The sequence below is a fragment of the Ignavigranum ruoffiae genome, from assembly GCF_900110675.1.
Classification (GTDB): Bacteria; Bacillota; Bacilli; order Lactobacillales; family Aerococcaceae; genus Ignavigranum; species Ignavigranum ruoffiae.
In genome coordinates, this window is the sequence record NZ_FOEN01000008.1 from 13,158 (window position 1) to 38,861 (window position 25,704).

The following is a 25,704-nucleotide window of genomic DNA, read 5'->3' on the forward strand; positions in this document are numbered from 1 at the left end:
ATGTACATTGGAGCAATTGAAGCAGGGGGGACCAAATTCGTTATAGCAATCCTTGATGAACAAGGAAATATTGTTGAACGAAAGAGTTTTCCCACGACTTCGCCGGCAGAAACCTTTCAAAATATTTATCAAGTCTTAGATGCTTATGAGTTAAAAGCGATTGGTGTAGGCTCATTCGGTCCGATTGATGTGGATAAAAATTCATCCACTTATGGTTATATTACCTCGACACCTAAATTGAAGTGGCGAAATACTGACTTTCTAGGTCCACTGAAAGAAAGATACCAACTTCCTATCAGTTGGACGACCGATGTCAATGCCTCAGTGATCGGTGAATATCATTATGGGGCGGGACAAAATACTCAACATTGCGTTTACTTTACCATTGGGACGGGGGTAGGCGCTGGGATTGTGGTCAATGATCAACTCTTGACCTATAACTACCATCCGGAAGTTGGTCATCTAATGGCCAAACGTCATCCTCAAGATATGGAATTTGCCGGGATCTGTCCTAGTCATGGCGATTGTATTGAAGGATTGATTAGTGGTCCAGCCATTCAAGCCCGCTGGGGTAAGCCGGCCGAGGAACTAGTCAATCAGGCCCAAGTCTGGGAGATTGAAGCTTATTATTTGGCCCAATTAATATATAATCTGCAATTAGTTTTACGGACTGAGCGTTTCATTCTTGGCGGCGGTGTGATGCACGTTCCTGGATTGATTAATCAAGTTTGCGACCAAGTCAAAAAACTCAACTATGATTATATTGAAATGGGAGATCTCAACCAACTGATTGTTCTACCAGAATTAGGCGACAATGCAGCGATTATGGGCTGCTATTATCAAGCTAAGCAACTTTTGATGAATTAAACAAGCTGCATTGAAAAGATTATTTTTTATCTTCATCAGAGCCTGTTAAACGATAGAAAAATATTAGCTAGCCAATAAACAACAAGATCGAAAGTTATTTATCCTGATTTTAACTTTTTTGGACCTAATGTGTGTGATAGCTAATAAGATATTAAAACGAGAAGCTCGATTGAAATTTTCAGATCGGGCTTCTCGTTATCTTTTTGAACTAAATGGTGTTTAATAACTTTAGTGCCAATACTCCAAAAGTGGCCCCTCAGGACCAAACACTGGATCTTGGCCAGGGAGGGCGACCTTTTTAATTTGTTCAAAAGTTGCTTCAGCAATGGGTTCTGTGGGATAACACATCTTATAATCACTACCGCCAGGGTAGGCGCCAATCACTTTAAAATCCTTGCTAGCTTGCAGACGTTTGTGACCGATGCCGGCAGGGAGAACGAAGACGTCGCCTTGTTTTGCCTGTAAGGACATGCCTTCTGGGCCGCCAATTTGTACGTTAGCTTGACCCGCTTGAATCATTAAGACTTCGTGGGTGTTGTCATGGAAGTGATGCTGGTCTAAAATTCCATCGACCCAGGCATTCGACCAATCATGTTGGGCCAGGATGTCGATGACCTCCGCGCTAGATTTGCTAGTCATGGCAGATGGATAGAACAGAACAGGCAGGGTGGGATGATTAGGGATGCCTTGATTTGCTTTAAAATAATAAGTTTCAATCTTGCTCGTCATTGTAATCACTCCAGTTATTTGGTGGAAAATAGTTCTTAATTAGCTAGGTCAAATTGAGTAAGAGGCAATGGATTTTCTCTGTGACCCGAGTCAGCGCGATGATCAGCATCAATAGAGTTTATTGATCCATGTCATTGATTTCATAAGTTCTAAGCGGGTCGTCCTGACTGGCAATTTCGGCAATCGTTTTAGCGACCTTGTGCACTTCAATCGGGCGATTATTCCAAGCTTTTGAGTCAGGCTGAATCCGACCTAGAATTTGCTGGGCTTGTTCGACGGTCTCCGGTCGGCTTTCTCCGTACATCATGGTCGGGCGGATGATGACAGTGTCTTGAACCGCTTGTCGACTCGCTGCTTCACCTTGACTCTTAGCATGTCGGTAGGGTTCAGGCGTTGCGGTTGTATTCAAATTCGCTGAAACAAAGATGAGTCGTGCCGTCGGGCGATACTTGCCGACAGTCTCAGCAATCGTCTGCGCAGCTTCTACAATGATGTGTTGATAGGTATAACCTTTTTCCAGGTTTTCTTGGAAAAGTCCGACCAAATTAATCACCGTATCGACCTGATTTAAATGTTCTTGCCATTGGTCTGGGGCAAATAAATCAGCTTCAACCCATTTAACTTGGGGGTTAAATTTATCCGGTTGATTGGCATCAAAAGACCGAGTCACAGCTGTAATCTCATGCTGGTCGGCTAAGAGTTGTTTCACAATCTCTTGGCCGAGAAAACCACTGGCGCCAAATATCAATATTCGTTTCATCAGCTATCTCCTCCTTGATTATCTTCTCGTTATCATGATCATAAAGGACGGCGAAATGGAATGAAATTATTTTGCTTAGCAATTTGGTGCAAAGTTTGAAATGCCCTAAATCCTGTCAGGCTACTAAAAAGATCTTTGCTTACATTCGATTAATATGAACGGTCTTGAAGACAAATTTGTCGGCGCGAGCCGTACTCTTGGTGTACTCAATCACTCGATTATTATTATCAAAGGTTTGACGGAGAATAATCAGCGCCGGATCTTTGTCAGGGACTTGCAAGTATTTAGCTGCTTTATTCTCAATCATGGCTGCTTGGAATTCTTCCTTAGCATTCTGAATAAAAATTTGATAACGATCTTTCATCAGTTGATAGAGGCTGTGGTCTTCCAGATCTTTCTGCGTCAAATCAGAGAAGATGTGGTCGGGTAAATAGGTTTCTTCCAGCAACATCGGATTTTGATCGGCTAGACGCAGACGTTTGAAGTAGACCACGGGATCTGCCAAGTTTAGTTGGAGTTTACTGGAGACCTCGACACTGGCTTCAATGCGCTTAAAGGCCAAGATTTGATTGCTGGGTTCTTTACCTAAGAGACGCATATTTTCAGTGAAACTGTAAAGATTGGTAAGGTTAATTTTTTGATGGGCGGGGTCGAGGACTAAGCTGCCTTTGCCGTGAATGATATCAATATAACCAAAAGATTCGAGCTCCTTAAGAGCCAGTCTCACCGTGGTTCGACTCAAATGATAAAGTTCGGCAATTTTTCTTTCTGAAGGTAGATAGTCCCCTGGTTCTAACTCAGAATGAATCATGTGAATCAGTTCATTTTTGAGTTGTAAATACAAACTAGCTTTATTCAAGCGGATACCTCCTTCAATACTTTAAACTAAAAACATATTATACCATTCTTTCACAATAGGCTATGAAAAAATCATGAAATTAATATTATGGCAGCAAATGTTGAAATAATATTGACTAAATTGAAAGCGTTTTTTATAATAATACTGGTAGTAACCAGGTAAGGGAGGGGAATTATGTTAGGGTTAATTATTACCGGACACGGTGAATTCGCGCCAGGCATGGAAGAAGCGGTCACGATGATTGCGGGACAGCAGAACAATCTATCGAGTGTGGCCTTTCGCGAATCAATGAATTTAGACGATTTCCAAGCAACATTACAAAGAACGATTGATGAGCAGTTAGCCGAGAGTGAGGGTGTGATTATCTTCACTGATTTGAAGGGTGGCACCCCATTTAATACGGCAGCTTTACTGATCGATAAACAAGACAAGGTTAAGATTATGGCGGGGACTAATTTGCCGATGTTAATCGAAGCCACTTTGATGGCGGGTGTCTTAACCGATCCAGAGCAGTTGGCCCGTCAATTGGCACAAACTGGTCGCGAGAACGTAGAATTTGTTGATTTTGAAGCGCTGGCTGAAGATCCCAGTGAAGATGAAATGGATGGAATTTAATGAATAATATACTCAACCAAGTTCTGGTCACCTCTTTAGTGGTCATTTGTTTAGCCATTATTACGGTACTTATTTATTATTTGTTCAATAAGCGATTTTATGACAAGCAACGGAAGCATTTCGAAGAGCTCCATCTAAACCTTAAAGTGAATGACCAAGTTGAATTCTCGAATGGTTTAATTGGGACGATTGTGAAAGTTGGCTCAGAATATTGTGATATTAAAGTCAAATCGGGGGCTGTGATGACGGTCTCACGGTTTGCGATTTCTAGATTTGTGGAAGGAGATTTATAAATGCCAAATATTGTCTTAACTCGAATTGATAACCGTTTAATTCATGGTCAAGTAGCGACCCAATGGACCGGATCGATTGGAGCTAATTTACTCTTGGTGGCCAATGATCAGGTAGCTAAGAACCAAATGCGTCAACGTTTAATGAAGATGGCGGCGCCAACCTCAGCTCAGACTCGTTTCTTTACCATTGACCATACCATTGAAATCATTCATAAAGCTGCAGACCGGCAAAAAATCTTTATCATTTGTGAAAATCCGCAAGACGTATTGCGTTTAGTTGAAGGAGGTGTCCCAATTACCAAAGTAAATATCGGGAATATGCATATGGCGGAAGGTAAGAAACAAGTCGTCGGTTCAGTCGCGGTAGACCAAGCGGATGTGGAAGCATTCAAGCAACTTCGAGATAAAGGGGTTGAGTTGGAAATTCGTCGCGTACCTACCGAAAGTGCCGAATCGATTGACAAAGTCTTTGAAGCGTTCTAGTTAAGAAAGGGAAGGAGTGAATACCATGCAGTATTCAGTAATTCAAATTGCATTTGTTTTTATTTTTACATTTATTGCTGCGATTGACCAATTTAACTTGCTGGAATCAATCTATCAACCGATTGTAGCTGGTCCAATTATTGGTTTAATTTTAGGGGATCTTGAGACTGGTTTGGCCGTAGGTGCTACCTATCAATTGATGACCATCGGGAACATGCCAGTCGGTGGGGCTCAACCACCTAATGCGGTTGTTGGGGGTATTATGGCGACTGTATTAGCGATTTCTTTAGGGCTTTCACCAACGGAAGCCGTTGGGGCAGCTATTCCATTCGCCTTACTCGGTCAATATGGAATTACCTTACTCTTTACCGCCATGTCACCAATGATGTCTAAGGCGGACGATATGGCTCATGAAGCTAATCCACGCGGTATTGATCGTTTGAATTATAGTGCCATGGGTATTCTTGGTTTGATTTTTGGGGTAATTGTTACCCTATTCTTTATCGGTGGGGCTCAATTCGGTAATGATATCCTAGCTGCGATCCCTGAATGGGTAATGAGTGGTTTAGGGGCAGCCGGAGGTATGATGCGTTTCGTCGGGTTTGCAACCTTACTTAAAGTAATGATTTCTAAACCATTATGGGGCTTCTATTTCTTAGGATTTGCCTTAGCTTTAATCGTCAATGGTTTGGAAGGATTAGGCAGCTCTGCCTTACTCATCCTAGCGATTATTGGTTTTGCTTTAGCCTTCTGGGATTTCCAAATCCAAACTAAAGTCGCTGCAAGTTCAAATGATATGGGAGGTTTTGAAGATGGCATTTAATATTCCTGATACATATTCAAATTTAAATCCGGCCGAGAAATTAGATAAGAAGACTCTTAACCGGATGGTACTCCGTTCATTTAACTTACAAGGTAGTTTCAACTACGAACGGATGCAAGCTGCTGGTTGGTTATATTCTATTCTACCTGGTTTGGAGAAAATCCATAAAGATAACAAAGATGACTTAGCTGTATCGATGTCTCATAACTTGGAATTCTTTAATACTCACCCATTCTTAGTAACTTTCGTCATGGGGATTATCTTATCCCTTGAACAAAACAAGGTCGATATCCCAACTATTCGTGCCGTCCGGGTCGCTGCCATGGGACCTCTCGGTGGGATTGGGGACGCGCTCTTCTGGTTCACTTTGGTACCTATCACTGCTGGGATAACCGCCCAAATGGCCTTAGATGGCAATGTGATGGGACCGATTATGTTCCTACTCATCTTTAATATCTTCCAATTCGTTATTCGTTATTGGTTGATGTATTGGTCTTATGATTTGGGGGTTAACGCCATTGATGTCCTAACCGCCCATGCAACAGAATTCACTCGGGCCGCTTCTATCCTTGGGGTATTCGTTGTGGGTGCCTTGACCGTGCTTTACGGAGCTACTAATATTGCTAACTTCAATATTCCTAACGGAACGACCCAAGAACCTACTGCGATTACTGAAGTCGTTTCATCAGAAGAATTGAATAAATATGAAGCACTGATCTATGAAGATGTGGCTGAGAAGACTGCTAAAGCCGGTCAAGAAGATGCCAGCATTATTGAGTTACCAAGTGGTAAATATCAAGTGGTCTATAATCAATTTAACGAAACACCGGTGAATATTAATGTTCAAGAAATCTTAGATGGAATCTTACCGAAATTGATTCCATTAGCAATCACCATGTTGCTATATTATCTCATGGCCTTCAAGTCATGGACCCCATTGAAATGTATCATCCTCATCTTAATTATTGGTTTGATTGGGGCTGGACCTTTTGGAATCTGGCCAAGCATTTGGGGTTAAGCGGACCTAGATTTTGAATTTAGAAAGGAATCTTATGAGAAAAGTAATTATCAGTCAAGCAAAGAAAGATCATATCACTCAATTATCGAATGCAGATTCAGTGATTGCCGCGTTGGCAATCGATCAACGGGGTTCTTTAAAGAAAATGTTAGCTGCTGGAGATACCGGGCAAAAGGATGTTGAAGAGATTATTATCGACTTCAAGCAACTGGTTTCGCAAGAATTAACTAAGTATGCCAGTTCAATTCTGTTAGATCCAGAATACGGCTTGCTTGCGGCTAAGAAACGTGATAAAGATGCTGGTTTGTTACTTGCTTATGAGAAGACCGGATATGACGCGACTGAAGAAGGACGTTTGCCTGATGTCTTGGAAGAGTGGTCCGCTTATCGTTTGAAAGAAGCGGGTGCGGATGCTGTCAAATTCCTACTCTATTATGATGTCGACGAAGATTCAACTATCAATGAATTCAAGCATGTTTATATGGAAAGAATTGGTCAGGAATGCAAGGCCTTAGATATGCCTTTCTTCCTTGAAATCGTTTCTTATGATGCGACGATTGCCGATGCAAAGAGTCGAGAATATGCTAAATTGAAGCCTCATAAAGTCATTGAGGCCATGAAAGAATTCTCAAAAGATAAATATCAAGTTGATGTCTTAAAAGTCGAAGTTCCCGTTAATATGAACTTTGTTCAAGGTTTTGTTGAAGATCAAGCTGATCAAGTTTATATTCGAGAAGAAGCCTTAGCTTATTTTAAAGAACAGAGCGAGGCAACCCACCTCCCATTTATTTTCTTGAGTGCTGGGGTGAGTATGGAACTCTTTGAACAGACCCTATATTTCGCGAAGGAAGCAGGATCAAGCTTTAACGGTGTACTTTGCGGACGCGCAACTTGGAAGGATGCAGTGTCCATCTATGCCGAGTCAGGACCAGAACAAACTACAGAATGGTTACAATCTCAAGGTCGTCAGAATATTGAGACCTTGAATCAAGCCATTAAAGAAACGGCGCATTCTTGGGAAGAAAAAGTCGAAGTCAAATAAGTTTTTAAATTCCAATTGTGCCAACAATTGGAATTTTTTAAATGGATGAAAGCGGTTTTCTATTTATATAAAGGAGAGAGAATATGTTTGAAGCAAGTCAAGAATATTTAGCCTCAATTGGCGCAACGATTACGACCAAGGAAATTAAGCAACAGCCCCAACTGTGGCAAGAAGCTTACCAACTCTATCGTCAACAAGAAGATAAAATTAACCGATTCTTAGAAGATATCTTTGCCAAACATGATTTTGTGAGAGTAATTTTCTCAGGTGCAGGGACTTCTGAATTTGTCGGTCAAACCATTAGTCCTTATTTAAATAAGATTCATGATGGCCACCATATCCAATTTGAAAGTGTGGCGACGACCCATATCGTAGCCGCTCCTGAATATTATTTACAAAAAGATATGCCAACCATTTTGGTTTCATTCGCTCGTAGTGGAAATTCACCAGAAAGTTTAAAAACTGTCGAATTGGCCAAGGAATTGGTGGACGATCTCTATCAAATTACGATTACTTGTGCCCCTGAAGGAAAGTTAGCCCAAGCAAGTCAAGGCGACGAAAGCAATCTGCTCTTGCTCCAACCTGCGGGCTCTAATGACCAAGGTTTTGCAATGACAGGTTCTTATACTTGTATGAGTCTGACCGCTTTATTAGTCTTTGACCAAACCATCGATAAAGAAGAAATGATTGGCGCCATCGTTAAAATGGGTCAAAATGTCTTAGGACAAGAAGAACGTATTCAAGCGTTAGCAGACTTAGGATTCAAACGGATTATTTATTTAGGAGCCAATGGTTTCTTTGGTCTCGCTCGCGAATCACAATTAAAGATCTCTGAGCTTACAGCAGGTAAAATTGCTACTATGTATGACAGTCCCTTAGGGTTCCGCCACGGACCAAAATCTTTTATTGACGAGGACAGCTTGGTGGTCGTTTATGTTTCAAATAATGACTATACCCGTCTTTACGATCAAGATTTAATTAATGAAGTGTATCATGATCAGATCGCTAAGAAAGTGTTCACGCTGAATGTGGGTGAATTAACCGAGGTTCAAGCAGACCAATTTGTCTTTGACAATCAGTATCGAAGCTTAGCCGATGTTTATCTAAGCTTCCCATTTATCTTATTTGCTCAAAGTTTGGCCTTGTTAACCTCGATTAAGATTGGTAACAAGCCTGACACTCCTTCACCAAGTGGAACAGTTAACCGAGTTGTCCAAGGCGTTATTTTGCACGAATACAAGTAAGAAAGCTGGGATACTATGACAACGTGCTACCATGCTCAACAGATTTTCTATGATAATAAGATGCTCTTTGATCAATATTTACTAGTCGAAGAAGGCAAAATCGTTGGTATTCAAGATCAAGCACCAGCCGATATGGACTGTGAAGATTTTGGCCAATCGATTATTGCTCCGGGTTACGTGGAAACTCACATCCACGGTTTTGCAGGTCATGATGTGATGGATAATGATCCAGAAGGTTTGAAAGCCATGGCTGAAGGCTTACTCTCAACGGGGGTGACCTCTTGGTTAGCTACGACCTTGACCGACTCTCGCGAACATCTTAATCAAGTTTGCCAGATGGTAGGTCAGACTTATCAAGAAGTCCAAGGAGCGAAAATTCAAGGGATTTTCTTAGAAGGTCCATTCTTTACCGAGAAATACAAAGGCGCACAGAATCCAAAATACATGGGAGACCCTAAAGTAGAGATTCTGGCCGAGTGGGACGACCTATCCAATCATTTGGTCAAGAAAATTGCCATTGCCGGCGAACGTGATGGGGTAGCTGAATTTATCAAATTTGCTAAATCACGAGGGATTAAGGTGGCGCTCGCCCATTCTGATGCGACCTATGACCAAGCCAAGGCAGCGGTTGAAGAAGGTGCGGATATCTTTATCCATACCTATAATGGAATGAGTGGTTTGCATCACCGTGAACCTGGTATGGTGGGAGCAGCTTTAACGCTTGACCAGGTCTTTGCCGAAGTCATCTGTGATGGCCATCATGTCCATCCGGCAGCGGCCAAGTTAGTCTTTAAGGCGTGTGGGGCAGATCAAATGATCTTGATCACTGACTCAATGCGTGCTGCGGGTCAAGGTGAAGGGCCTTCACGGCTCGGTGAATTTGAAGTGATGGTGAAAGATGGAGCTGCCCGTCTGGTTAATGGAGGTAGCCTGGCTGGATCTGTGCTTGAAATGAAGACGGCGGTCAAGAATGTGGTCGACTGGGGCATTTGTTCAGTTGAAGAAGCATTAAAAATGGCCAGCTATACGCCAGCCAAGTCAGTTGGTATTGAAGATCAATGTGGTAAATTAGCCAAAGGCTATCCAGCTGACTTTATTGTCTTAAGCCCGGACCTTGAATTGAAAGCGACCTATCTGGACGGCCTTAAACGCTATTAAACTCAGGAATTAAATCTTGGCTTTTCGTCAATCAAACAAAAAATCTATCGCTTGAATCGTAGGTTGTTGGCTCACGATATCAGGCGATAGATTTTTAGCTTTTGGCTAGTTATTTAGGCATTATTTGGCTTGGGTTTTGGCCAAGCAAATGAGCTTATCAAAGTTGTTCAAGAGAAATTTGTTGGTAAATTTGATCAAATTGGTTCATATCAACTGCACCTGTTTTAGGATTCATTGTATTTAGGACCCCACAAGTCATTCCATATTTAATGACCTCATCAAAGTCGAGCCCGCGATCGATGGCATAGGCCATGCCGGCGATGGTTGAGTCACCGGAACCAACGGGATTGACCACCGTAATCTTAGGAATATTAACTTTATAGAATGCGTCTTGATATTTGACCAAGGCACCTTGTCCGCCCATGGAGATGACAATCAACTCAATGCCGGCAAACAAGTCGTTTGATAGTTCTTGGGCTAGACCAGTTAAATCTTGACTGCTCAAATCTTTACCCACTAAAGCCGAAATCTCATCGATATTGGGTTTAATCAAATAAGGTTTGCTTTCGGCCTTTAAGGAAGTTTCAAGGCTAGCCCCTGAAGTATCTAATAAGACCTTGCATCCATGATGATTAGCTCGCTGAATCAATTTGCTATAAGTATCTGTACTAAAGCCCTTGGCCATGCTTCCAGAGATTGTAACGGTTGTAGCTTGGTCAAGGAGCTTCTCGAAAGTTTGGAAGAAAGCTTCTTGTTCCTGATCGGAAACTTGTGGCCCAGCTTCTAAGATTTCTGTCTGATTATGCTCATGCAGAATTGCTAGGCAGAAACGTGTTTCTTGGTCAATATCGGTAAAGTCATGTTTGACTGGAATGGCATCTAACTGTTGGCGGATATAATTACCAAAGTTGCCACCAAGAACGCCGGTTGCAATCACATCACCTTGAAGGTCATGTAGTACGCGTGTTACATTCAGGCCTTTGCCCCCGGCCGTCTTGGAGACCTGAGAAACCCTATTAACTGTATCGAGATTGAATTGCTCCAATGGATAGGAAATATCAATTGAAGGGTTTAAGGTTACCGTAATTATCATCTTATCTTCCCCTTTTTGCATTAAATTATAATGATTTCGCTTTGTTTATTATACCACAGCTCGTCTTTCATTCGAAAAGAAGGTTGAATTTTTGCCAGCAGAATTTAGAAAAAGTGATCAAGCTTAAACTTTGCGAGTGTATTGTTTGACCAATATTGACCAACCTGTTATTATAAACATGTAAGGAGATTCCTTACCTATTAATTTAATCAACGATACGAAAGGGGAAAGTTATTATGTTAAACAAATATACGGTGTCAGCTCAAGTTGATAGTGAGAAATTTGGTAAAGGACAATTGGTAGCGGACCTCTCACAAGAGGAATTAGTTAAATATGCCAACTTAACCGATAAAGATAAACTTGCTTTCTTAAAAGACCATGGAGCTCAATTGAAAGTGGACTTAGCTGAAATTGAAGACAAAGACGTTTCTAATTATCAAGTTGAAGGTCAACCGCTTGATAAAGCTACTGCTGGTGCTCCAACCAGTCAAAGCACACGCAAGATGCGGATGAATATCAATGGTCACGATACAGGCTGGATTGATGTGACCGAAGAAAATGAAGACCAATATAACCAAATGATTGAACAATTCAATGATATGCATAAGCAATTCAATGAACGTTTCAATCATATCTTTGGTAAGGGATTTTCAAACTTCCTAGATTTTAAACCAAGTAACTTCTTGGATAAGCCAAAGAAATAAGATTTAGCCTCACATCTTTTTAAAGACTGAGAAAAGTTTACTTAGTTAAATAACCAGTTTATCACCGAACCTTTGAAGCGTAGTTTGTCGTTCAAAGGTTCGGTTTTTTTATATTCAATTTATTAAGTATTTACTTCAAAAATCGAAAATAATAGAAAACTGACCCTACAAGAGACCGTCCTCCAAAGCCTTGCTTTTCCGGACTAGTTCCACTAGATCATCTCTAAGCGACACTTCGCTAAGAGCTGATAAGCTGCGTGGATTTTTTATTGTCTTGTCAGGGTCAGATTTTTTACAAGATTTTGTTTATTTTTAGGTTAGCAATTTTTTTGCTTATCTATTAAGGAATATTGAATTTTCTTATCGGTTGTTTCAGTTTGATAAAGGGTTTAGAATAAATTTGAACCAAACTTAAGAGGCGAGGTGAGAAAATGGCAGAAGAAGCGAGTGACCAACCCCAGTACCTTTATTTAGAAGGGGATCAGGAGGGTAAGAAATGGGTGGCTGAAATCATTGATGAAGACCCGACTTTTCGTTTGAAGCGCATGTTTCTTCCTGAGATTAAAACAGGCACCTTTGCGATTTATGACGGTTTTTATCAAATATATGGCCAACATCCAGGCATCAGCCCTTTTGTTAAAGAATATTGTCGGGTGGAGCAGGGTCATATGCAAAGGCGGCTAGCTTTTTATGAGGTGGTTAATCATTTGCCAGCCATTAAGGCGGCTGAACCGCAACGCATTCAGCATTTAAAGGAACAGATTTTCCAAGTTCTCGCCGAAATTCTTCAAGCGGTTGACCATGAAATGGTTCAGGAGGATCTGATGTATCTCAAAGAGCAGGTCGAAGACGTCGGTGATAGTCAAAGCCTGAACAGTGGTTTAGCTCAACTGCTCAAGAATAAAGAGTTGATGATTGCTGATTATCAGGCAAAAATTGAGAAAATTGAGCACGATTTACAAGAATAAATGATGTGAGCAGAGTACTTTAAGCGAGAAATTTATCTTTGGACAGAATATTTTTAAGTAGAAAACTTGAAGGTCTTATCAAAGAAAGAGTGAAATGAGGGAATTCAGTTTGGCAAATATCGGTGTGGTTGGCAGTATTTCAATGGACTATGTCGTTTCGGCAGATCGGCCCGTTAAGATTGGCCAAACGATTTATGGTCAAGATTTTAAAATGAATTTCGGCGGTAAAGGGGCCAATCAAGCGGTAGCCGCAGCCAAATTGGGCGGTCGAGTCACGATGATTGGAGCCGTTGGGTTGGATCAGATTGGTCAATCGCTGATCAATAATCTAGAATCTTACGGGATTGATTGTAGCTCGGTTAAGAAAGTGGCCAATCAAGGATCGGGAGCTGCTGTCATTAGTCTTATTGACGGCGATAATTCAATTATTTATGTGCCAGGAGCTAATCAGGCCTTAGGTGCTAATGATATTCTGGCTTTAAAGTTAGTCTTCAGCAAATTCGATATGATCTTGGTTCAAAATGAGACTCCTGAAGCCACTGTCAGTCAATTGATTCACCTAGCAAGTCTAATCAAGGTACCTATCATTTATAATCCAGCGCCAGCCCGCAAGTTTGCCTTAGATTTATTAGCAAAGGTTAACTATATAACGCCGAATGAGACCGAGTTCGTCAGTATTTTTGAGACGCAGAATTATGAAGACGTACTGAGTCATTATCCCAATAAAATTTTAGTTACCTTAGGGCATCAAGGTGTTGTCTACTATGATGGCCATCAATTAGTTCAGGTGCCTGCCTATCCGGTTGCTGAGGTGGTCGATACGACGGGGGCAGGAGATACCTTTAATGGAGCCTTGGCTGTGGCTTTGAGCGGGGGTAGAAATCTACATTCAGCAATTCAGCTCGCCAATCTTGCGGCATCACTTTCTATTCAAAAATTCGGCGCCCAGGGTGGTATACCCAGTTTAACTGAATTAAAGGCGAGCCAACATTATTCAGCGATTGATTGAAAAATAGCTTTACTTAAATAATTGAGAAATATATATTTTATGCTTCCGACATTGTTAGTCTAAGGTCGAGGAAACTAAATTTATTATCAAGTAATTCGCAACGATAGACCACTATCGTTGTTTTTTCATGGTTAGGACTTAGGCGAACGATTCAAACGAAAATGAAAAAAATCTTGAAAACAGATTGATGAAATCGTTCACAAAGTATATAATATACTCGAAAGTTATCATATGGTGTTTATGGGTTTTGCTTTTATTATAGAAAGTGGGTGAGCTTACAAGAAATTTCCCTGCGCTACTAGCGCCATATTTTTATTAGGAGGAGTAAAATGGAAGGAAATTCTTTCGTCAAAAATTGTAAACGATTACTTCTATCGAGTGTTTTTGCTTTATCGTTAATCGTTCCTGCCCAAGGTCAAGTATTGGCTCAAGAGACTATTGATGAAGTCACTCATGAAATTGAAACCAGTGTACTAGCGCCTGAAGCTAGCAGTGAAGCGATTGAGATTACTCAACCGGCCACTGCAGAAGAAACCGAGCCAGTTGATGAGGCAGAACCGGTCATTGAAGAAGATGACGAAGATGTTGCTGAGCCAACTCTAGAGCCAGAAGCAGCTGAACTTCCAGCTGAGGAAGTTGATGAAGCCGAAGAAGTTGAAGAGAATCTTGCGCCAGATATGCCAGAGGTTCAAACTTATGCAGCCACTGCGGCAGATAAGATTACCTTAGATGAAGAAACCATCTATATGACTAATGAGCATGAATTAGTCATTCCAGTTGAATTAACTCCTGAAGAGTTCAGCAAACTCCAATGGACTTTCGATGGCAAGAACATTTCTGAATATATGCAATGGAATATGAAGACCGGTAAATGGGACTCAACCAATCCATTAGTCACTGTCGTTCAAGAAAAAGATGCCAGTGGAAAATTAGTGACCAAGGTTCGCTTCGCGACCATGTTTGGGTCTGATGACTTGGAACTACGTTGGCCACATAATATTCGTCGGACCTATCCTGAAATGATTGGCCAACACGAAGTGAAGGCAGTCAACCCAGAAACAGGTCAAGAAATTAGTTTACCAATTAATTATCGTCCTTATGAAAACTATATGTCTTATGATGAAACCATGAAAGCCATCGAAGAAATTAAAGATACAGCCAAGGATGATCGTTACGTTTCAATTGAAACCATTGGTAAGAGTACTTTAGGTAAAGATATTCGGATGGGAATTATTGCCGATTCTCGTCAATCCATTGATACCTACCTCAATAAAACGACGCCAATGATGTTAACGAGTCCTGACGAATTAATTAAATTAATTCAATCCGGTAATTTTGATTATCGTGTGCCAGTATTCTTCAATAATACTCACGCCGATGAACAACCTGGTATCGATATCGTTCGTGGAGCTTTTGAACGTTTCGCTCATTTAGATGTGATTAAATTCAATACCCTTGATGACAAAGGTCAAGTCGTTGAGAAAGAACTTAAAGTAAGCGATGTTCTTAAAAATGTGATTATGTTATTTAACTTCGTTGAAAACCCTGATGGTATGGATTTAAATACTCGGGCAACTTACGAAGGATTCGACCCTAACCGGGATAGTTCTTATCAAACTATGCCTGAAACTCGAGCAGTGATTGAACAAATTAATAAATATAATCCATTAACCTTCTTGGATTTCCACGGTTTCGTTAAAGAATTCTTAATTGAACCTTGTACCGCCCCACATGACCCTAACTTTGAATATGATCTACTTTATAAGAATATGTTAGCTCATGCCAAAGCAATGGGAAATGCTGGTATTTCAAACAGTGTATATGATTCTTATCTAATCCCAGCCTTGGATTGGGAAGATGGATGGGATGATGCTTTCTCAGGTTATACTGGAGTTTATGCTGTTTATCAAGGAATCCTTGGGCACACCATTGAAGTTCCTGGTATGAACGACCACTCTTTCTTTGCCGGTGTGTTTGCGGGTATGGGAAGTATCGATTATGTAATGAATCATCGCGATCAATTATTTATTGATAAATTAAATATCTTCCTACGTGGTATTAATAAAGAAGAAAATCCAGAAACTGAAAAATACTTTGTCGATTCTAAAGGAAATGTGGTCGGACGTATTAAAGGAGATAATCCTAAATTCTTCCCTGACTACTATGTGATTCCAATGTCACTTGAAGATCAAAAGAATCCGCAAGCTGCTTTCGATATGATTGAATACTTCCGTCGTAATGGTGTCATTGTATCTCAATTGACCGAAAATGTAGGACAATACAAAGCTGGTGACTTAGTCATTAATATGGCTCAAGCTAAACGTGGCTATGCCAACCATGTTCTATATAAAGGTTCGAATGAATCAACCTTTGCGGCCATGTATGCTGAATTACTAGTGAACTTCCCACAAATGCGTGGTTTCAATTCATATTCGATCTTTAATGATGGTTTATTCGATAACAAATTAGGCGAAGTCACTCATACTCAAGCACCTCGTTCTAAGAGTGAAAACAAACCTTACTTCTATGTGAAGAATAATTCACTCGAAGCAATTCAAGCAATCAATGATGCCATCCAAAAAGGCGAAAAAGTCTATATGGCTCCAGATGGCTACTATATTGAAAAAGCAACTTTCGATCGTTTAATTAAAGATTATGCTTTAGTGGCTAAAGGTATCTGTGCTAAACCAATGGGCGATGCTTTGAAACCGATTAAAGTTTATGCTCCAGGTAACCCTAATGCTGACCTTGGCTTCCCAAGTAAGACCAATGCTTATTGGGCCTTGAAACAAATGGGCTTCCAAGTGGTAGAAACTGCAGAAGAAGCGGACGCTTTCGTCTTTGATGGCGATGATTACGATCCAGCTTTATTAGGAAAGAAACCATCCATCTTCTTAGGTGGCGATGCTTTACGCTACTTAGAAGAATCTGGTTTACTTAAAGGCTTAGAAGTGAGTAGTGGAAGACGGTCACGCTATGAAGGATTATTAAAAGCCGTTGTCAATAAAGCAAGTGGCCTAGCTTCAGGTTATGAAGATAAGGACTTAATCTACTCTAATTCATCTGCCTGGTTGAGCAAGCTTCCAGAAGGATTCTTGCCAATTCTTAAGACCAGTGCAGGTCATGATTTCTTCATTGCTGGATGGTGGCCAAATAATGATGATGTCCGTGCTGAGATAATGGCTGCGGATGGTTTATATGAAGGTCAACCTGTCTTCCTATTTGCAGGGAATCCATTGAACAAACGTCATCCTCATTACTTCTACCGTTGGGTAGCTAATGCTTTATGGCGGGGTACTTATAGTAGTCTAGAAGAAGTGGATTGTCCAAATGAAGAGGTTCCAGTGGATCCAGAACTTCCAGACAATGATGTAGAACCAAGTGTTCCTGAATTGCCAGAAGTTGAACTTCCTGAAGAACCTGAGGTTCCAGAAACTCCAGAAACTCCTGAAGTTGAGGAACCCATTGAAATTGAAGAAGAGGCACCAGTTGCTCCAATTGTTGCCGAAGCTAAGACTCAATCAGCCAATGTGCTTCCTGCTACAGGTGAAGCGGATAATATGGCAGCTCTCTATGCTTTAGCAGCTGTTGCTTTAGCTGGTGGATTAGTCTTCACTTACCGTAAACAAGGACAAGAAAACTAATTCAAGGGATTAATGAGGGATTATTGGTAGCTTATCTATTAAGTTAATCAATCTCTGGTCGAATACTTGAACCAAGCAATTTTCAGTTTGATTGTTAATGATCTGCTGAAGACCGGGTTCGAGTATTCGGTTTTTATTTATGAAATTGATCAAATCTAATAGAAAGCTTAAACAATAACAGTCCTAAACGAACTTAAGTTTTTAAAGAAGGGATGTCAAATCATTGGGCACCGTCTTTCGCTTATCATCATAAGCTCCAGACTTACTTTACGACTCATTCCCTAAAAGCTGAAAGCTTCAAGGGAATGATGTGAGTAAAGTATGCTGATCCGATGATTTTGATTCCCATGTTTCATCTTAAGTTCATTAATTAAGTAATTAGCTAGATAAATATCAACAGCTCACTAATTAAAAAATTAAAAAGAATCCTGTTACTGGCAAGAGACCGTCCTTCAAAGCTTTGCTTTTTCGGCCTAAATCCACTAGACAAGTTCTAACCGACAAGTCGGCAAGATCTTGTAAGCTACGTGGATTTTCTCAATCTTGCGCGTGACAGGATTCATATGTTGTTTTTGTAATTTTATATATTCTATCTTTAAATATATAGTCTCAGTGTGTCTGTAAGAAACTGCTTGGTTACATTAATCTTTCGAGAAATTTACTTTAGGCCTCGTTTCATACAAAACGAAAGCTTCAAGGAAATGATGTGGGTAAAATATGCTGATCCGATGATTTTGATTCCCATGTTTAAGCTTAAAGTTCATTAATAAAGTAATTAGCCAGATAAATATTAACAACTTACTAAGAAAAATATAAAAACGAATCCTGTTACTTGCAAGAGACCGTCCTTCAAAGCGATGCTTTTCCGGCCTAAATCCACTAGACAAGATCTAACCGACAAGTTGGCAAGATCTTGTAAGCTGCGTAGATTTTCTCAAGCTTGCGTGTGACAGGATTCGTGTTTTATCTGATGATTCTTGAGCTCAGCTCGCTTCTTAATGGGCTTGGACTAAGCGAGGTGCAAACCTTAGTAGGAGATGAATTAGAATATAGGTAAGTAAAAAAGTGGCAAAGGCGCTGCTTCCATTGACGATAAATGAATACAAGTAAGGGCTCATTCCTTCTGGAGCGTACATGCCCCAATAAATCACACCCGCAATAAAGTGAATGCCGTATTTGCATAGTACAGCAAGTCCAATCGACCAGGCTTCAGTCAGAGCCGAGAGATTGACTTTCTTTTGGCTAACCACGGCCTGGATTTTCGGGTGAGCTAGGCCAGCCATGCCGGCCATAGCGAAAGCGAAGATATATTCAAGCAATACTTGTAAGATGGATAGCATGGTAAAATCACCTGAGACCAGTTTGATACAGCCCCAGAGGAAGCCTGATAATAGGCCATATTTCAAACCGCGTCGATAGGAAAAGATAATAATTGGAATCATCCCCAATTCAATCTCATAGGCAGAACCAATATCTAAAGGAATTAAGGCGAAGATAAAGGCTAATACGGCCATAAAGCTGGCTTCAATCAGAACCGTCAATTGTTTGTGTTGTTGCATGGTAAACCCCTTTCTTTGAAACCGTCGATGATAGAATAAATCTATTTTAACAATATTTAGGCCAAGAAGCCATTTTTTGCTTATGCTTCAAGAATCTCTAGCACTTGCTAAGGTATTTATAGCGAAAAAAAACTTAATTTATTCCGAGATAATGCAGAAAATTGCTAGTTTTTGTGATAAACTTTGCAAAGATGAGCGTCGTCAAAAAAGGAGTATTCAAATGAAATCTATTTACAGCTTAAGCTTAGCCGATTGGGTTCAATTCATCGAAGAACACGGCTATAAGGCCTATCGGGCTACTCAAATCTGGGAATGGCTCTATCAACACCATGTCAGTGACGTGGAGGCCATGACCAACTTATCGAAAGAAATTCGCCAACTGATCGCCGAAAACTTTACCTTTAATCCCTTAGAAATACAAATCGTTCAACAAGCCGAGGATCAAACCACTAAATTTCTATTTAAATTACAAGACCAGAATATGATCGAGACGGTCCTGATGTACCATCATTATGGTATTTCGGTCTGTGTGACTACGCAAATTGGTTGCAATATTGGGTGCAAATTCTGTGCTTCAGGGCTGATTCCTAAGCAACGCGATTTAGAAGCAGGTGAAATAGTTGCTCAAGTTATGTTTATTCAACGTTATTTGGATGAACATCAGCCGGGTGCTAAGGTTTCTCATTTAGTGGTAATGGGGATCGGTGAACCTTTTGACAATTATGATAATGTGATGCAATTCTTGAGAATTGTTAATCATGACAAGGGATTGGCAATTGGGGCTCGCCATATTACGGTATCGACTTCGGGATTAGCTCCTAAGATTCGTCAGTTCGCTCGCGAAGGGATTCAAGTGAATCTGGCCGTTTCCCTGCATGCGCCCAATAATGAGGTACGTTCTTACTTGATGCGGATTAACAATAAATATCCGATGGAAGAATTATTTGATGCAATTTATGAATATATCGATTTAACCAATCGACGAGTTACTTTTGAATATATCATGATTGATGGGGTCAATGACCAAGTCCACCATGCGGAAGAATTAGTCGCATTATTAAAACCAATTGCCAAATTAGCTTATGTTAATTTAATTCCTTATAATCCGGTGGTTGAGAATCCATTCGAGCGAAGCCCGCAAGATCACATTGATCAATTCTTCGATACTTTGATGAAGGGTGGCATCAATTGTGTGGTTCGTAAAGAACACGGTACGGATATTGAAGCGGCTTGTGGTCAATTAAGAAGTCAATATCTCAAACGACAAAAAGAGGCAGGGCCAGCTAACAATCGTCGTCAACGGGTTAATCGGCGCCAAGCGATCAAAGCCAAGCGTCAGGTCAGTCATTCATAAAGCTCGTTGAATTCTATTTTCAAAGTGAAATTCATATTAGGTCTATTATTTATCAGCAAAAGGTATATAATATGATTATAATGCGTAGGCGATAAGCATCTTGGGTGTTTTCGATGAAGGAGTTAAATATGGATATTATTATTTTGGGTCCGGTGAGTCAAGCTTGTATGAAATTAGAACAAGCCATCGTTAAAACGGTGGTCAAACTAGGCATCGACGCCCACATTATGCATAATATGGATGAAAGTGAACAGAGAAAATATGAAGAGTTAGAACCTCCGATTTTATTGATTAATAACCAGGTGGTTTGCTCAGGACATGTTCCCGATCAAACAGAAATTGAAAGTTTACTGCAAGAGCATGTTGAATAGGTGCGGTTTGTAGTACATCCTTGTAGGAGTTTGTTGATGATTTTTAGGCTGTAAATTGTTTTAGCTTTGTATTAAATCTTTACTTTCACTGACTTTTCCGAAAATAACATCATCAAAAGACCGTCCAACGAAGCCAGAGGCTTTGTCAAACGGTCTCTTTTTGTGTGTCTTATATAATTTAATCTTATCGATAAAAGTCTAAATTGTAACGTAGGTGTTAGATAGGTTTCACGCCTTTTTCTTCAAGGAGTTTATCAAGATCCTCTTTACTGATGGTATCTAAGTCTTCGAGGGCAGGTAATGTTTCACTTCCTGGCGTTAGAACAACTTGAGAAGTGGAGTCTTGGATATAATCATTGAATGAAATTCCTAATCCATCAGATTCTGTCTCTTCCAGAGCTTCTTCATCAATATCAATGATGGTTTCGAAAGTTAAGGTTTCAGCTTTCGGATCGACGATGACACCTTGTTTGACGGTAGTATTCTCGCCATAGATTTCGGCTAAAGGAGCAAAGTCTTTATTATCTGAAATATTCATCTCTTCACTGTAGGCAGTAACCACGCCATCTTTATTTTCGTATTCTTTGAGATTGTCAGTAGCATTCTTATAGCTTTCAATCATCTGACTAATTTGACCTTTGGCTTCCGGATATTGGTTGACAATATATTTACCTTCGAGTTCTTTAGCCACTTCATCCACCGCATCACCACTATCTGAATAGATTTGCTTCATCAAATCTATTTCGAATTGAGCATCCTGAGCGGTCGTTCCATCATCATAGGAATACATAATTCCACCAAACTCGCCCGTCGTTTCTGTACGAACGATTAAATTTTTAGTATCGATATCGATCGTTTGGTCAAAATCGGCTTGGTCTTTGTTGACAACTTCAGCATGCAAATTCTCGAGAGCCATAAATTGATCAATCACCGATTGGACATATTCTTCATCAGATTGGGATCCTTGGTCAAAATTAATCTCACTAGCAGCATAGACTGAAGCGGATGTCGCATTCATGATGGTGGCTTGGGGACTGGCTATAAGTAAGGCAGCAAGACCGCAAGCAATCAAATTTTTCTTCATGGATGTCACTCCTTTATTTATTTGTTCATATTATAACTGGTCTTAAAAAGAAATGAAAAGAAATCGCTTGTTTATTGAAGAACAGATTTGGCTAATTCCATCCGCATCGTCACTTGGGGATTGACGACTTGGCTGACTTTTAAATCCCCGGCTAGCGAAAGTAACATGGCTGTTTGATTGTGGTCAAGGTCTGAAATCTTCTGAACGAGTTCAGCCATCTGTTGAATCGCTCTCGTCGAAGCTTCTTCCATCGTCTTGGCTGAAGCAATCGTAATCCATTGTTGATCATTCTCAAGGAGGGGGAGAGGGAAGTCGAAGTCACGCAAGACTTCGATAGTAACTGTAATTTCGGCAGGAATTTCTAAACCTGCGCCAATAACTTCACCGTCACCCATGCAAGCATGGCAATCGCCCATGGCTAATAGAGCCCCTGGCACGTTCACAGGTAAGTACAAGATGGCGCCTTCGCAAATCGCCGTGGTATCCATATTCCCACCATGGTCTGCTGGTGTTCCTGTATTAACCGGGTCGCCGGCCGGAGCGGTGCCAATGACCCCAATCATTTTGCGATAGGGTAGGCGATGTCCTAAGAATTCAATATAATCTTTCTTGAGATAGCCAATTTGAGTTTCTTCTTGAGTGATGCTATCAGCAAATTTCCCAAAGCCAGGTGCGGCTACAGTGACCCCTTGGTCAGCCAGATTAATTTCACGAATCGTAATCCGCAAGGTATCGCCAGGCTGGGCACCTTCTACATACACCGGACCGGTGGCTGGGTTGACTTGGTCCATATCCACATGACTGATGGTATCGGTTGTGGTTTTTAGGCTGTTAGAGAAACAATCTAAGGTTTGGAAAATCAGGGTCTCGCCATTCTGACAGTGGGCTACGGGCGGGTTGTTCTTATCCATAGCAAAAATAACATGATCATTCGAAATTTTCATGGTGAAGCCTCCTTTATTCTGTTTAACCCTATTGTACTGAAGTTTCAGCAATCGGCCAACAAAATAGCTAGTCAATCACCTAGAATAAACGAACCATCGCTAAAATTTACTTAGATTTTGCCAAATGTCCTTGACTTTGAACCAAAGAACTCCTATTATACCGGTAACAAGGAAATATTATGCCTTTAATTTGGTCCTGTGAGGCCAGAAAGACTCGGGCAATCTTCATACTCTGCTCTTTTAGGGAGTTACGATGATTATACTCATGTCTTCTGGCGTGAGTATTTTTTTGTAATTTTATTTAAAGGAGTTGCGCAAATGATGAATTTATTATCTATGGATCACTTGTCTAAAGAAGAAATGATGGCACTGATTGATCGAGCGATTGCGATTAAAGAAGGAAATATTGCCCCCTTTGATAAAACTTTATATGTCTCTAATCTATTTTTTGAGAATTCTACCCGGACTAAGAAGAGTTTTGAAATGGCTCAAGCTAAATTAGGCATTCATACCATTGATTTTGAAGTGTCTACCTCTTCAGTGAATAAAGGGGAATCCTTATATGATACTTGTAAGACTATGGAAGCCATTGGCTGTGATGCGTTGGTCATCCGTCATCCTGAGAATGAATATTACCAACAACTTGAAGGGTTAAATATCCCCGTGATTAATGGTGGCGATGGGTCAGGATCTCATCCAAGCCAATGCTTACTAGATTTAATGACTATTTACGAGAAATTTGGCTATTTTGAAGGCTTAAAAGTAATTATCGTCGGCGACATTCTTCATAGCCGAGTAGCTAAGAGTAACTTTCAAGCTTTAACCAAGTTAGGTGCGGACGTTAAATTCGTCGCTCCGCAAGAATATCGGGAGCATGATTTACCTGTTGAATATGTGGATATGGATCAGGTTATTGATCAAGTGGATGTCTGCATGTTGTTGCGGGTTCAATTAGAACGCCATCTATATAATCATGATGATATCCAAGCCGAATACAATAAACATTATGGCTTAAATATGGAACGTTATCTGCGTCTTAAGGATCAAGCAATTATTATGCATCCAGCGCCCGTTAATCGGGGCGTAGAAATTACGGATGAACTGGTTGAAGCGGACAAGTCAGTAATTTTTGAACAAATGACTAACGGTGTATATATGCGGATGAGTATCTTACAAACCGTCTTAAGTCAGCATTTAGTAAATACGCCAACAATCCAAGTCGTTGCAGGCTAGATAGGAGTTCATGCGATATATGGCGACATTATTTAAGAATGGACGGGACGCTCAAGGACAAGTTCTGGAAGTTTATGTGCAGGATGGCTGTATTCAAGAAATAGCTAGCGAGATTTCTGCCCCTAATGGGGTCGCGGATTTACAAGTCATTGATTGCCAAGGCAAATTATTGGCCCCAGGGTTGGTTGATATTCATGTACATTTGCGTGAACCCGGCGGAGAGCATAAGGAAACGATTGCTTCAGGGACCAAAGCAGCGGCCCGCGGTGGCTTTACCACCATTTGTGCTATGCCCAATACCAAGCCTGTCCCTGATGATTTGGCAATCTTGTCGAACCTTCAAGAGCGAATCAAACAATCCGCTGTGGTTAAAGTTCAGCCCTACGCCTCGATTAGCCAAGACCTTCAAGGCGAAAATCTCAATGATTTTAAGAGCTTAAAGGAAGCTGGAGCAGTAGCATTTACCGATGACGGTGTCGGGATTCAAACAGCCGGCATGATGTTAGCGGCTATGAGTCAGGTTCAAGCCCTTGGCTCCTTGATTGTAGCTCATACAGAAGACAATAGCCTCGCTTTAGATGGGGTCGTTCATCAGGGCAAGGTCAGCCAGCGACTCGGTCTACCTGGAATTCCCGCCAGTGCCGAAACCAGCCAAATTGCCCGCGATGTAATCTTAGCGGGTCAAACCGGTTGCCCCTATCATATCTGCCATGTGTCAGCTAAGGAGAGTGTTTCAATCATTCGCTGGGCTAAGTCTCAAGGCTATCCAGTGACGGCTGAAGTGACTCCCCACCACTTGCTTTTAGATGAAGACGATATCCCTGGCCCAGATACTGCTTGGAAGATGAATCCGCCTTTACGGTCAGCGGAAGACCGCCAAGCCTTAATCCAAGGTCTATTAGATGGGACCATCGATTGTATTGCAACCGACCATGCGCCTCATGCTAAGGAAGAAAAGGCTCAATCGATCTTAACCGCGCCTTTTGGCATTGTTGGTTTGGAGACGGCCTTTGCTCTTTTATATACGCACCTGGTCGTAAAAGGGGTTTGTAGTCTGTCCCAACTAGTCGATTGGTTGACTTGTCGTCCAGCTGATATCTTTAAATTGCCGGCCGGACGTTTAACTGAAGGGCAAGCTGCCGATCTCGTCTTAATTGATTTAGTGGCTCAATCGACCATTGATGTGAACCAGTTTTATTCCAAAGGACATAATACACCTTTCGCCGATTGGCAAGTTCAAGGTCGAGTGTGTTTGACCATGGTTGATGGACAGATTGTATATCAGGCTTAGAAATGATTTATTCCACCATAAAATGTGAATAATTCACAAACAGATTGTTTTAGCGAACAATCTGTTTTTATTTGTAGATATTACGATTGGAATGTATTAAATCAATTAATGAAAACCATAATTATACTTTAAAACATATTAGAAAATGTAATAAGAAATTCTTAAAACCTGGTTGACGAGAGCTAACCAAAGCGATAAACTGTAATTGAACGGATAACATATCCCCTTTTATTCATGTGTCCCCCTAATTACACAATATATTGACAATTCCTTCTCCCCTGATTGGATTGTGAATATGGATAAAAAGGTATCTGTTCAAACTAAATGAAACATTCATAAATTCTTGTCAGTTATAACCCCCTTATAACTGGACAAGCCCCTTTATTTCATTTTCCAGCACCCAAACGTGCTGGTTTTTTATTGACATTTAAATTCTAATAACCAAATGAATGATTTATTAAATGGAGTGAATGACATTTGACTTTGGGTTTAAGAAGAGAAGGAATCTAAAGCTTAGCTGAATAAAAGTTGTGAAGAAGTTCGCAACAATCTGGACCTT

24 protein-coding genes are annotated in these 25,704 nt (G+C 40.7%); 17 read left to right on the plus strand and 7 right to left on the minus strand.

Annotation, left to right across the window (positions count from 1 at the left end; all coding sequences use genetic code 11):
• Entirely contained in the window at nt 1-867 is an 867-nt protein-coding gene (locus BMX34_RS06910) for an ROK family protein (protein ID WP_092572141.1), read from the plus strand.
• Nucleotides 868-1,095: 228 nt separating this feature from the next.
• Here BMX34_RS06910 and BMX34_RS06915 read toward each other — a convergent pair whose 3' ends face one another.
• From BMX34_RS06915 to BMX34_RS06925, 3 genes are all read right to left on the minus strand, one after another.
• A complete protein-coding gene (locus BMX34_RS06915; protein ID WP_092572143.1) occupies nt 1,096-1,596 on the minus strand; it encodes a cupin domain-containing protein in 501 nt (166 codons plus the stop codon).
• Between the two features lie 118 nt (nt 1,597-1,714).
• A complete protein-coding gene (locus tag BMX34_RS06920; protein ID WP_092572145.1) occupies nt 1,715-2,356 on the minus strand; it encodes an NAD-dependent epimerase/dehydratase family protein in 642 nt (213 codons plus the stop codon).
• Nucleotides 2,357-2,495: 139 nt separating this feature from the next.
• Nucleotides 2,496-3,215, minus strand: coding sequence for a GntR family transcriptional regulator (locus tag BMX34_RS06925; RefSeq protein WP_092572147.1), 720 nt, complete (start codon nt 3,213-3,215; stop codon nt 2,496-2,498).
• Between the two features lie 174 nt (nt 3,216-3,389).
• Here BMX34_RS06925 and BMX34_RS06930 point away from each other — a divergent pair, with 174 nt between their 5' ends.
• The 8 genes from BMX34_RS06930 to nagA all read left to right on the plus strand — a co-directional run bounded on the left by BMX34_RS06930 (nt 3,390) and on the right by nagA (nt 9,891).
• The gene (locus tag BMX34_RS06930; protein ID WP_092572149.1) at nt 3,390-3,830 is read left to right on the plus strand and encodes a PTS sugar transporter subunit IIA; all 441 of its coding nucleotides are present in this window, start codon (nt 3,390-3,392) and stop codon (nt 3,828-3,830) included.
• The gene (locus BMX34_RS06935) at nt 3,830-4,123 is read left to right on the plus strand and encodes a preprotein translocase subunit YajC (protein WP_092572151.1); all 294 of its coding nucleotides are present in this window, start codon (nt 3,830-3,832) and stop codon (nt 4,121-4,123) included. The genes BMX34_RS06930 and BMX34_RS06935 overlap by 1 nt, the downstream gene beginning before the upstream one ends.
• Entirely contained in the window at nt 4,124-4,606 is a 483-nt protein-coding gene (gene agaV, locus BMX34_RS06940) for a PTS N-acetylgalactosamine transporter subunit IIB (RefSeq protein ID WP_092572152.1), read from the plus strand.
• Between the two features lie 25 nt (nt 4,607-4,631).
• Nucleotides 4,632-5,429 (plus strand): PTS mannose/fructose/sorbose/N-acetylgalactosamine transporter subunit IIC, encoded by a 798-nt coding sequence (locus tag BMX34_RS06945; protein ID WP_092572154.1) that lies wholly within the window; start codon nt 4,632-4,634, stop codon nt 5,427-5,429.
• Nucleotides 5,419-6,447: a PTS system mannose/fructose/sorbose family transporter subunit IID gene (locus BMX34_RS06950; protein WP_092572156.1), complete on the plus strand. Its 1,029-nt coding sequence runs from the start codon at nt 5,419-5,421 to the stop codon at nt 6,445-6,447. Before BMX34_RS06945 ends, BMX34_RS06950 begins: the two co-directional genes overlap by 11 nt.
• A gap of 34 nt (nt 6,448-6,481) precedes the next feature.
• Nucleotides 6,482-7,489: a tagatose-bisphosphate aldolase gene (gene lacD, locus BMX34_RS06955; protein WP_092572158.1), complete on the plus strand. Its 1,008-nt coding sequence runs from the start codon at nt 6,482-6,484 to the stop codon at nt 7,487-7,489.
• A gap of 83 nt (nt 7,490-7,572) precedes the next feature.
• A complete protein-coding gene (locus BMX34_RS06960; protein ID WP_092572160.1) occupies nt 7,573-8,733 on the plus strand; it encodes an SIS domain-containing protein in 1,161 nt (386 codons plus the stop codon).
• Nucleotides 8,734-8,748: 15 nt separating this feature from the next.
• Nucleotides 8,749-9,891, plus strand: a complete 1,143-nt coding sequence (nagA, locus tag BMX34_RS06965) for an N-acetylglucosamine-6-phosphate deacetylase (protein WP_092572162.1) — start codon at nt 8,749-8,751, stop codon at nt 9,889-9,891.
• Between the two features lie 157 nt (nt 9,892-10,048).
• On the opposite strand, the gene BMX34_RS06970 is transcribed toward nagA, so the two are convergent.
• The gene (locus BMX34_RS06970; RefSeq protein ID WP_092572164.1) at nt 10,049-10,984 is read right to left on the minus strand and encodes a hexose kinase; all 936 of its coding nucleotides are present in this window, start codon (nt 10,982-10,984) and stop codon (nt 10,049-10,051) included.
• Nucleotides 10,985-11,220: 236 nt separating this feature from the next.
• On the opposite strand from BMX34_RS06970, the gene BMX34_RS06975 reads away from it, so the two are divergent.
• From BMX34_RS06975 to BMX34_RS06990, 4 genes are all read left to right on the plus strand, one after another.
• Nucleotides 11,221-11,688 carry a hypothetical protein gene (locus tag BMX34_RS06975; protein WP_092572166.1) on the plus strand — a complete coding sequence of 156 codons (468 nt, stop codon included), beginning with the start codon at nt 11,221-11,223 and terminating at the stop codon, nt 11,686-11,688.
• Nucleotides 11,689-12,119: 431 nt separating this feature from the next.
• The gene (locus tag BMX34_RS06980) at nt 12,120-12,656 is read left to right on the plus strand and encodes a hypothetical protein (protein ID WP_092572168.1); all 537 of its coding nucleotides are present in this window, start codon (nt 12,120-12,122) and stop codon (nt 12,654-12,656) included.
• Between the two features lie 94 nt (nt 12,657-12,750).
• Nucleotides 12,751-13,665, plus strand: a complete 915-nt coding sequence (locus BMX34_RS06985) for a ribokinase (protein WP_234971696.1) — start codon at nt 12,751-12,753, stop codon at nt 13,663-13,665.
• Between the two features lie 329 nt (nt 13,666-13,994).
• Nucleotides 13,995-17,309 (plus strand): LPXTG cell wall anchor domain-containing protein, encoded by a 3,315-nt coding sequence (locus BMX34_RS06990; RefSeq protein ID WP_092572170.1) that lies wholly within the window; start codon nt 13,995-13,997, stop codon nt 17,307-17,309.
• Nucleotides 17,310-18,304: 995 nt separating this feature from the next.
• Here the strand turns inward: BMX34_RS06990 and thiT are convergent.
• Nucleotides 18,305-18,868, minus strand: a complete 564-nt coding sequence (thiT, locus tag BMX34_RS06995; RefSeq protein WP_092572172.1) for an energy-coupled thiamine transporter ThiT — start codon at nt 18,866-18,868, stop codon at nt 18,305-18,307.
• Between the two features lie 220 nt (nt 18,869-19,088).
• On the opposite strand from thiT, the gene rlmN reads away from it, so the two are divergent.
• A complete protein-coding gene (rlmN, locus tag BMX34_RS07000) occupies nt 19,089-20,222 on the plus strand; it encodes a dual-specificity RNA methyltransferase RlmN (RefSeq protein ID WP_234971697.1) in 1,134 nt (377 codons plus the stop codon).
• 128 nt (nt 20,223-20,350) lie between these two features.
• Nucleotides 20,351-20,593 carry a thioredoxin family protein gene (locus BMX34_RS07005; RefSeq protein WP_159428885.1) on the plus strand — a complete coding sequence of 81 codons (243 nt, stop codon included), beginning with the start codon at nt 20,351-20,353 and terminating at the stop codon, nt 20,591-20,593.
• 217 nt (nt 20,594-20,810) lie between these two features.
• On the opposite strand, the gene BMX34_RS07010 is transcribed toward BMX34_RS07005, so the two are convergent.
• Nucleotides 20,811-21,677, minus strand: a complete 867-nt coding sequence (locus BMX34_RS07010; RefSeq protein WP_092572176.1) for a hypothetical protein — start codon at nt 21,675-21,677, stop codon at nt 20,811-20,813.
• Nucleotides 21,678-21,748: 71 nt separating this feature from the next.
• On the minus strand, nt 21,749-22,621 hold the full coding sequence (locus tag BMX34_RS07015; RefSeq protein WP_092572177.1) for an acetamidase/formamidase family protein: 873 nt from the start codon (nt 22,619-22,621) through the stop codon (nt 21,749-21,751).
• Between the two features lie 318 nt (nt 22,622-22,939).
• Here BMX34_RS07015 and BMX34_RS07020 point away from each other — a divergent pair, with 318 nt between their 5' ends.
• The gene (locus tag BMX34_RS07020) at nt 22,940-23,854 is read left to right on the plus strand and encodes an aspartate carbamoyltransferase catalytic subunit (protein WP_092572179.1); all 915 of its coding nucleotides are present in this window, start codon (nt 22,940-22,942) and stop codon (nt 23,852-23,854) included.
• 19 nt (nt 23,855-23,873) lie between these two features.
• Nucleotides 23,874-25,145 carry a dihydroorotase gene (locus BMX34_RS07025; RefSeq protein ID WP_092572181.1) on the plus strand — a complete coding sequence of 424 codons (1,272 nt, stop codon included), beginning with the start codon at nt 23,874-23,876 and terminating at the stop codon, nt 25,143-25,145.
• The last annotated feature ends 559 nt before the right edge of the window (nt 25,146-25,704 follow it).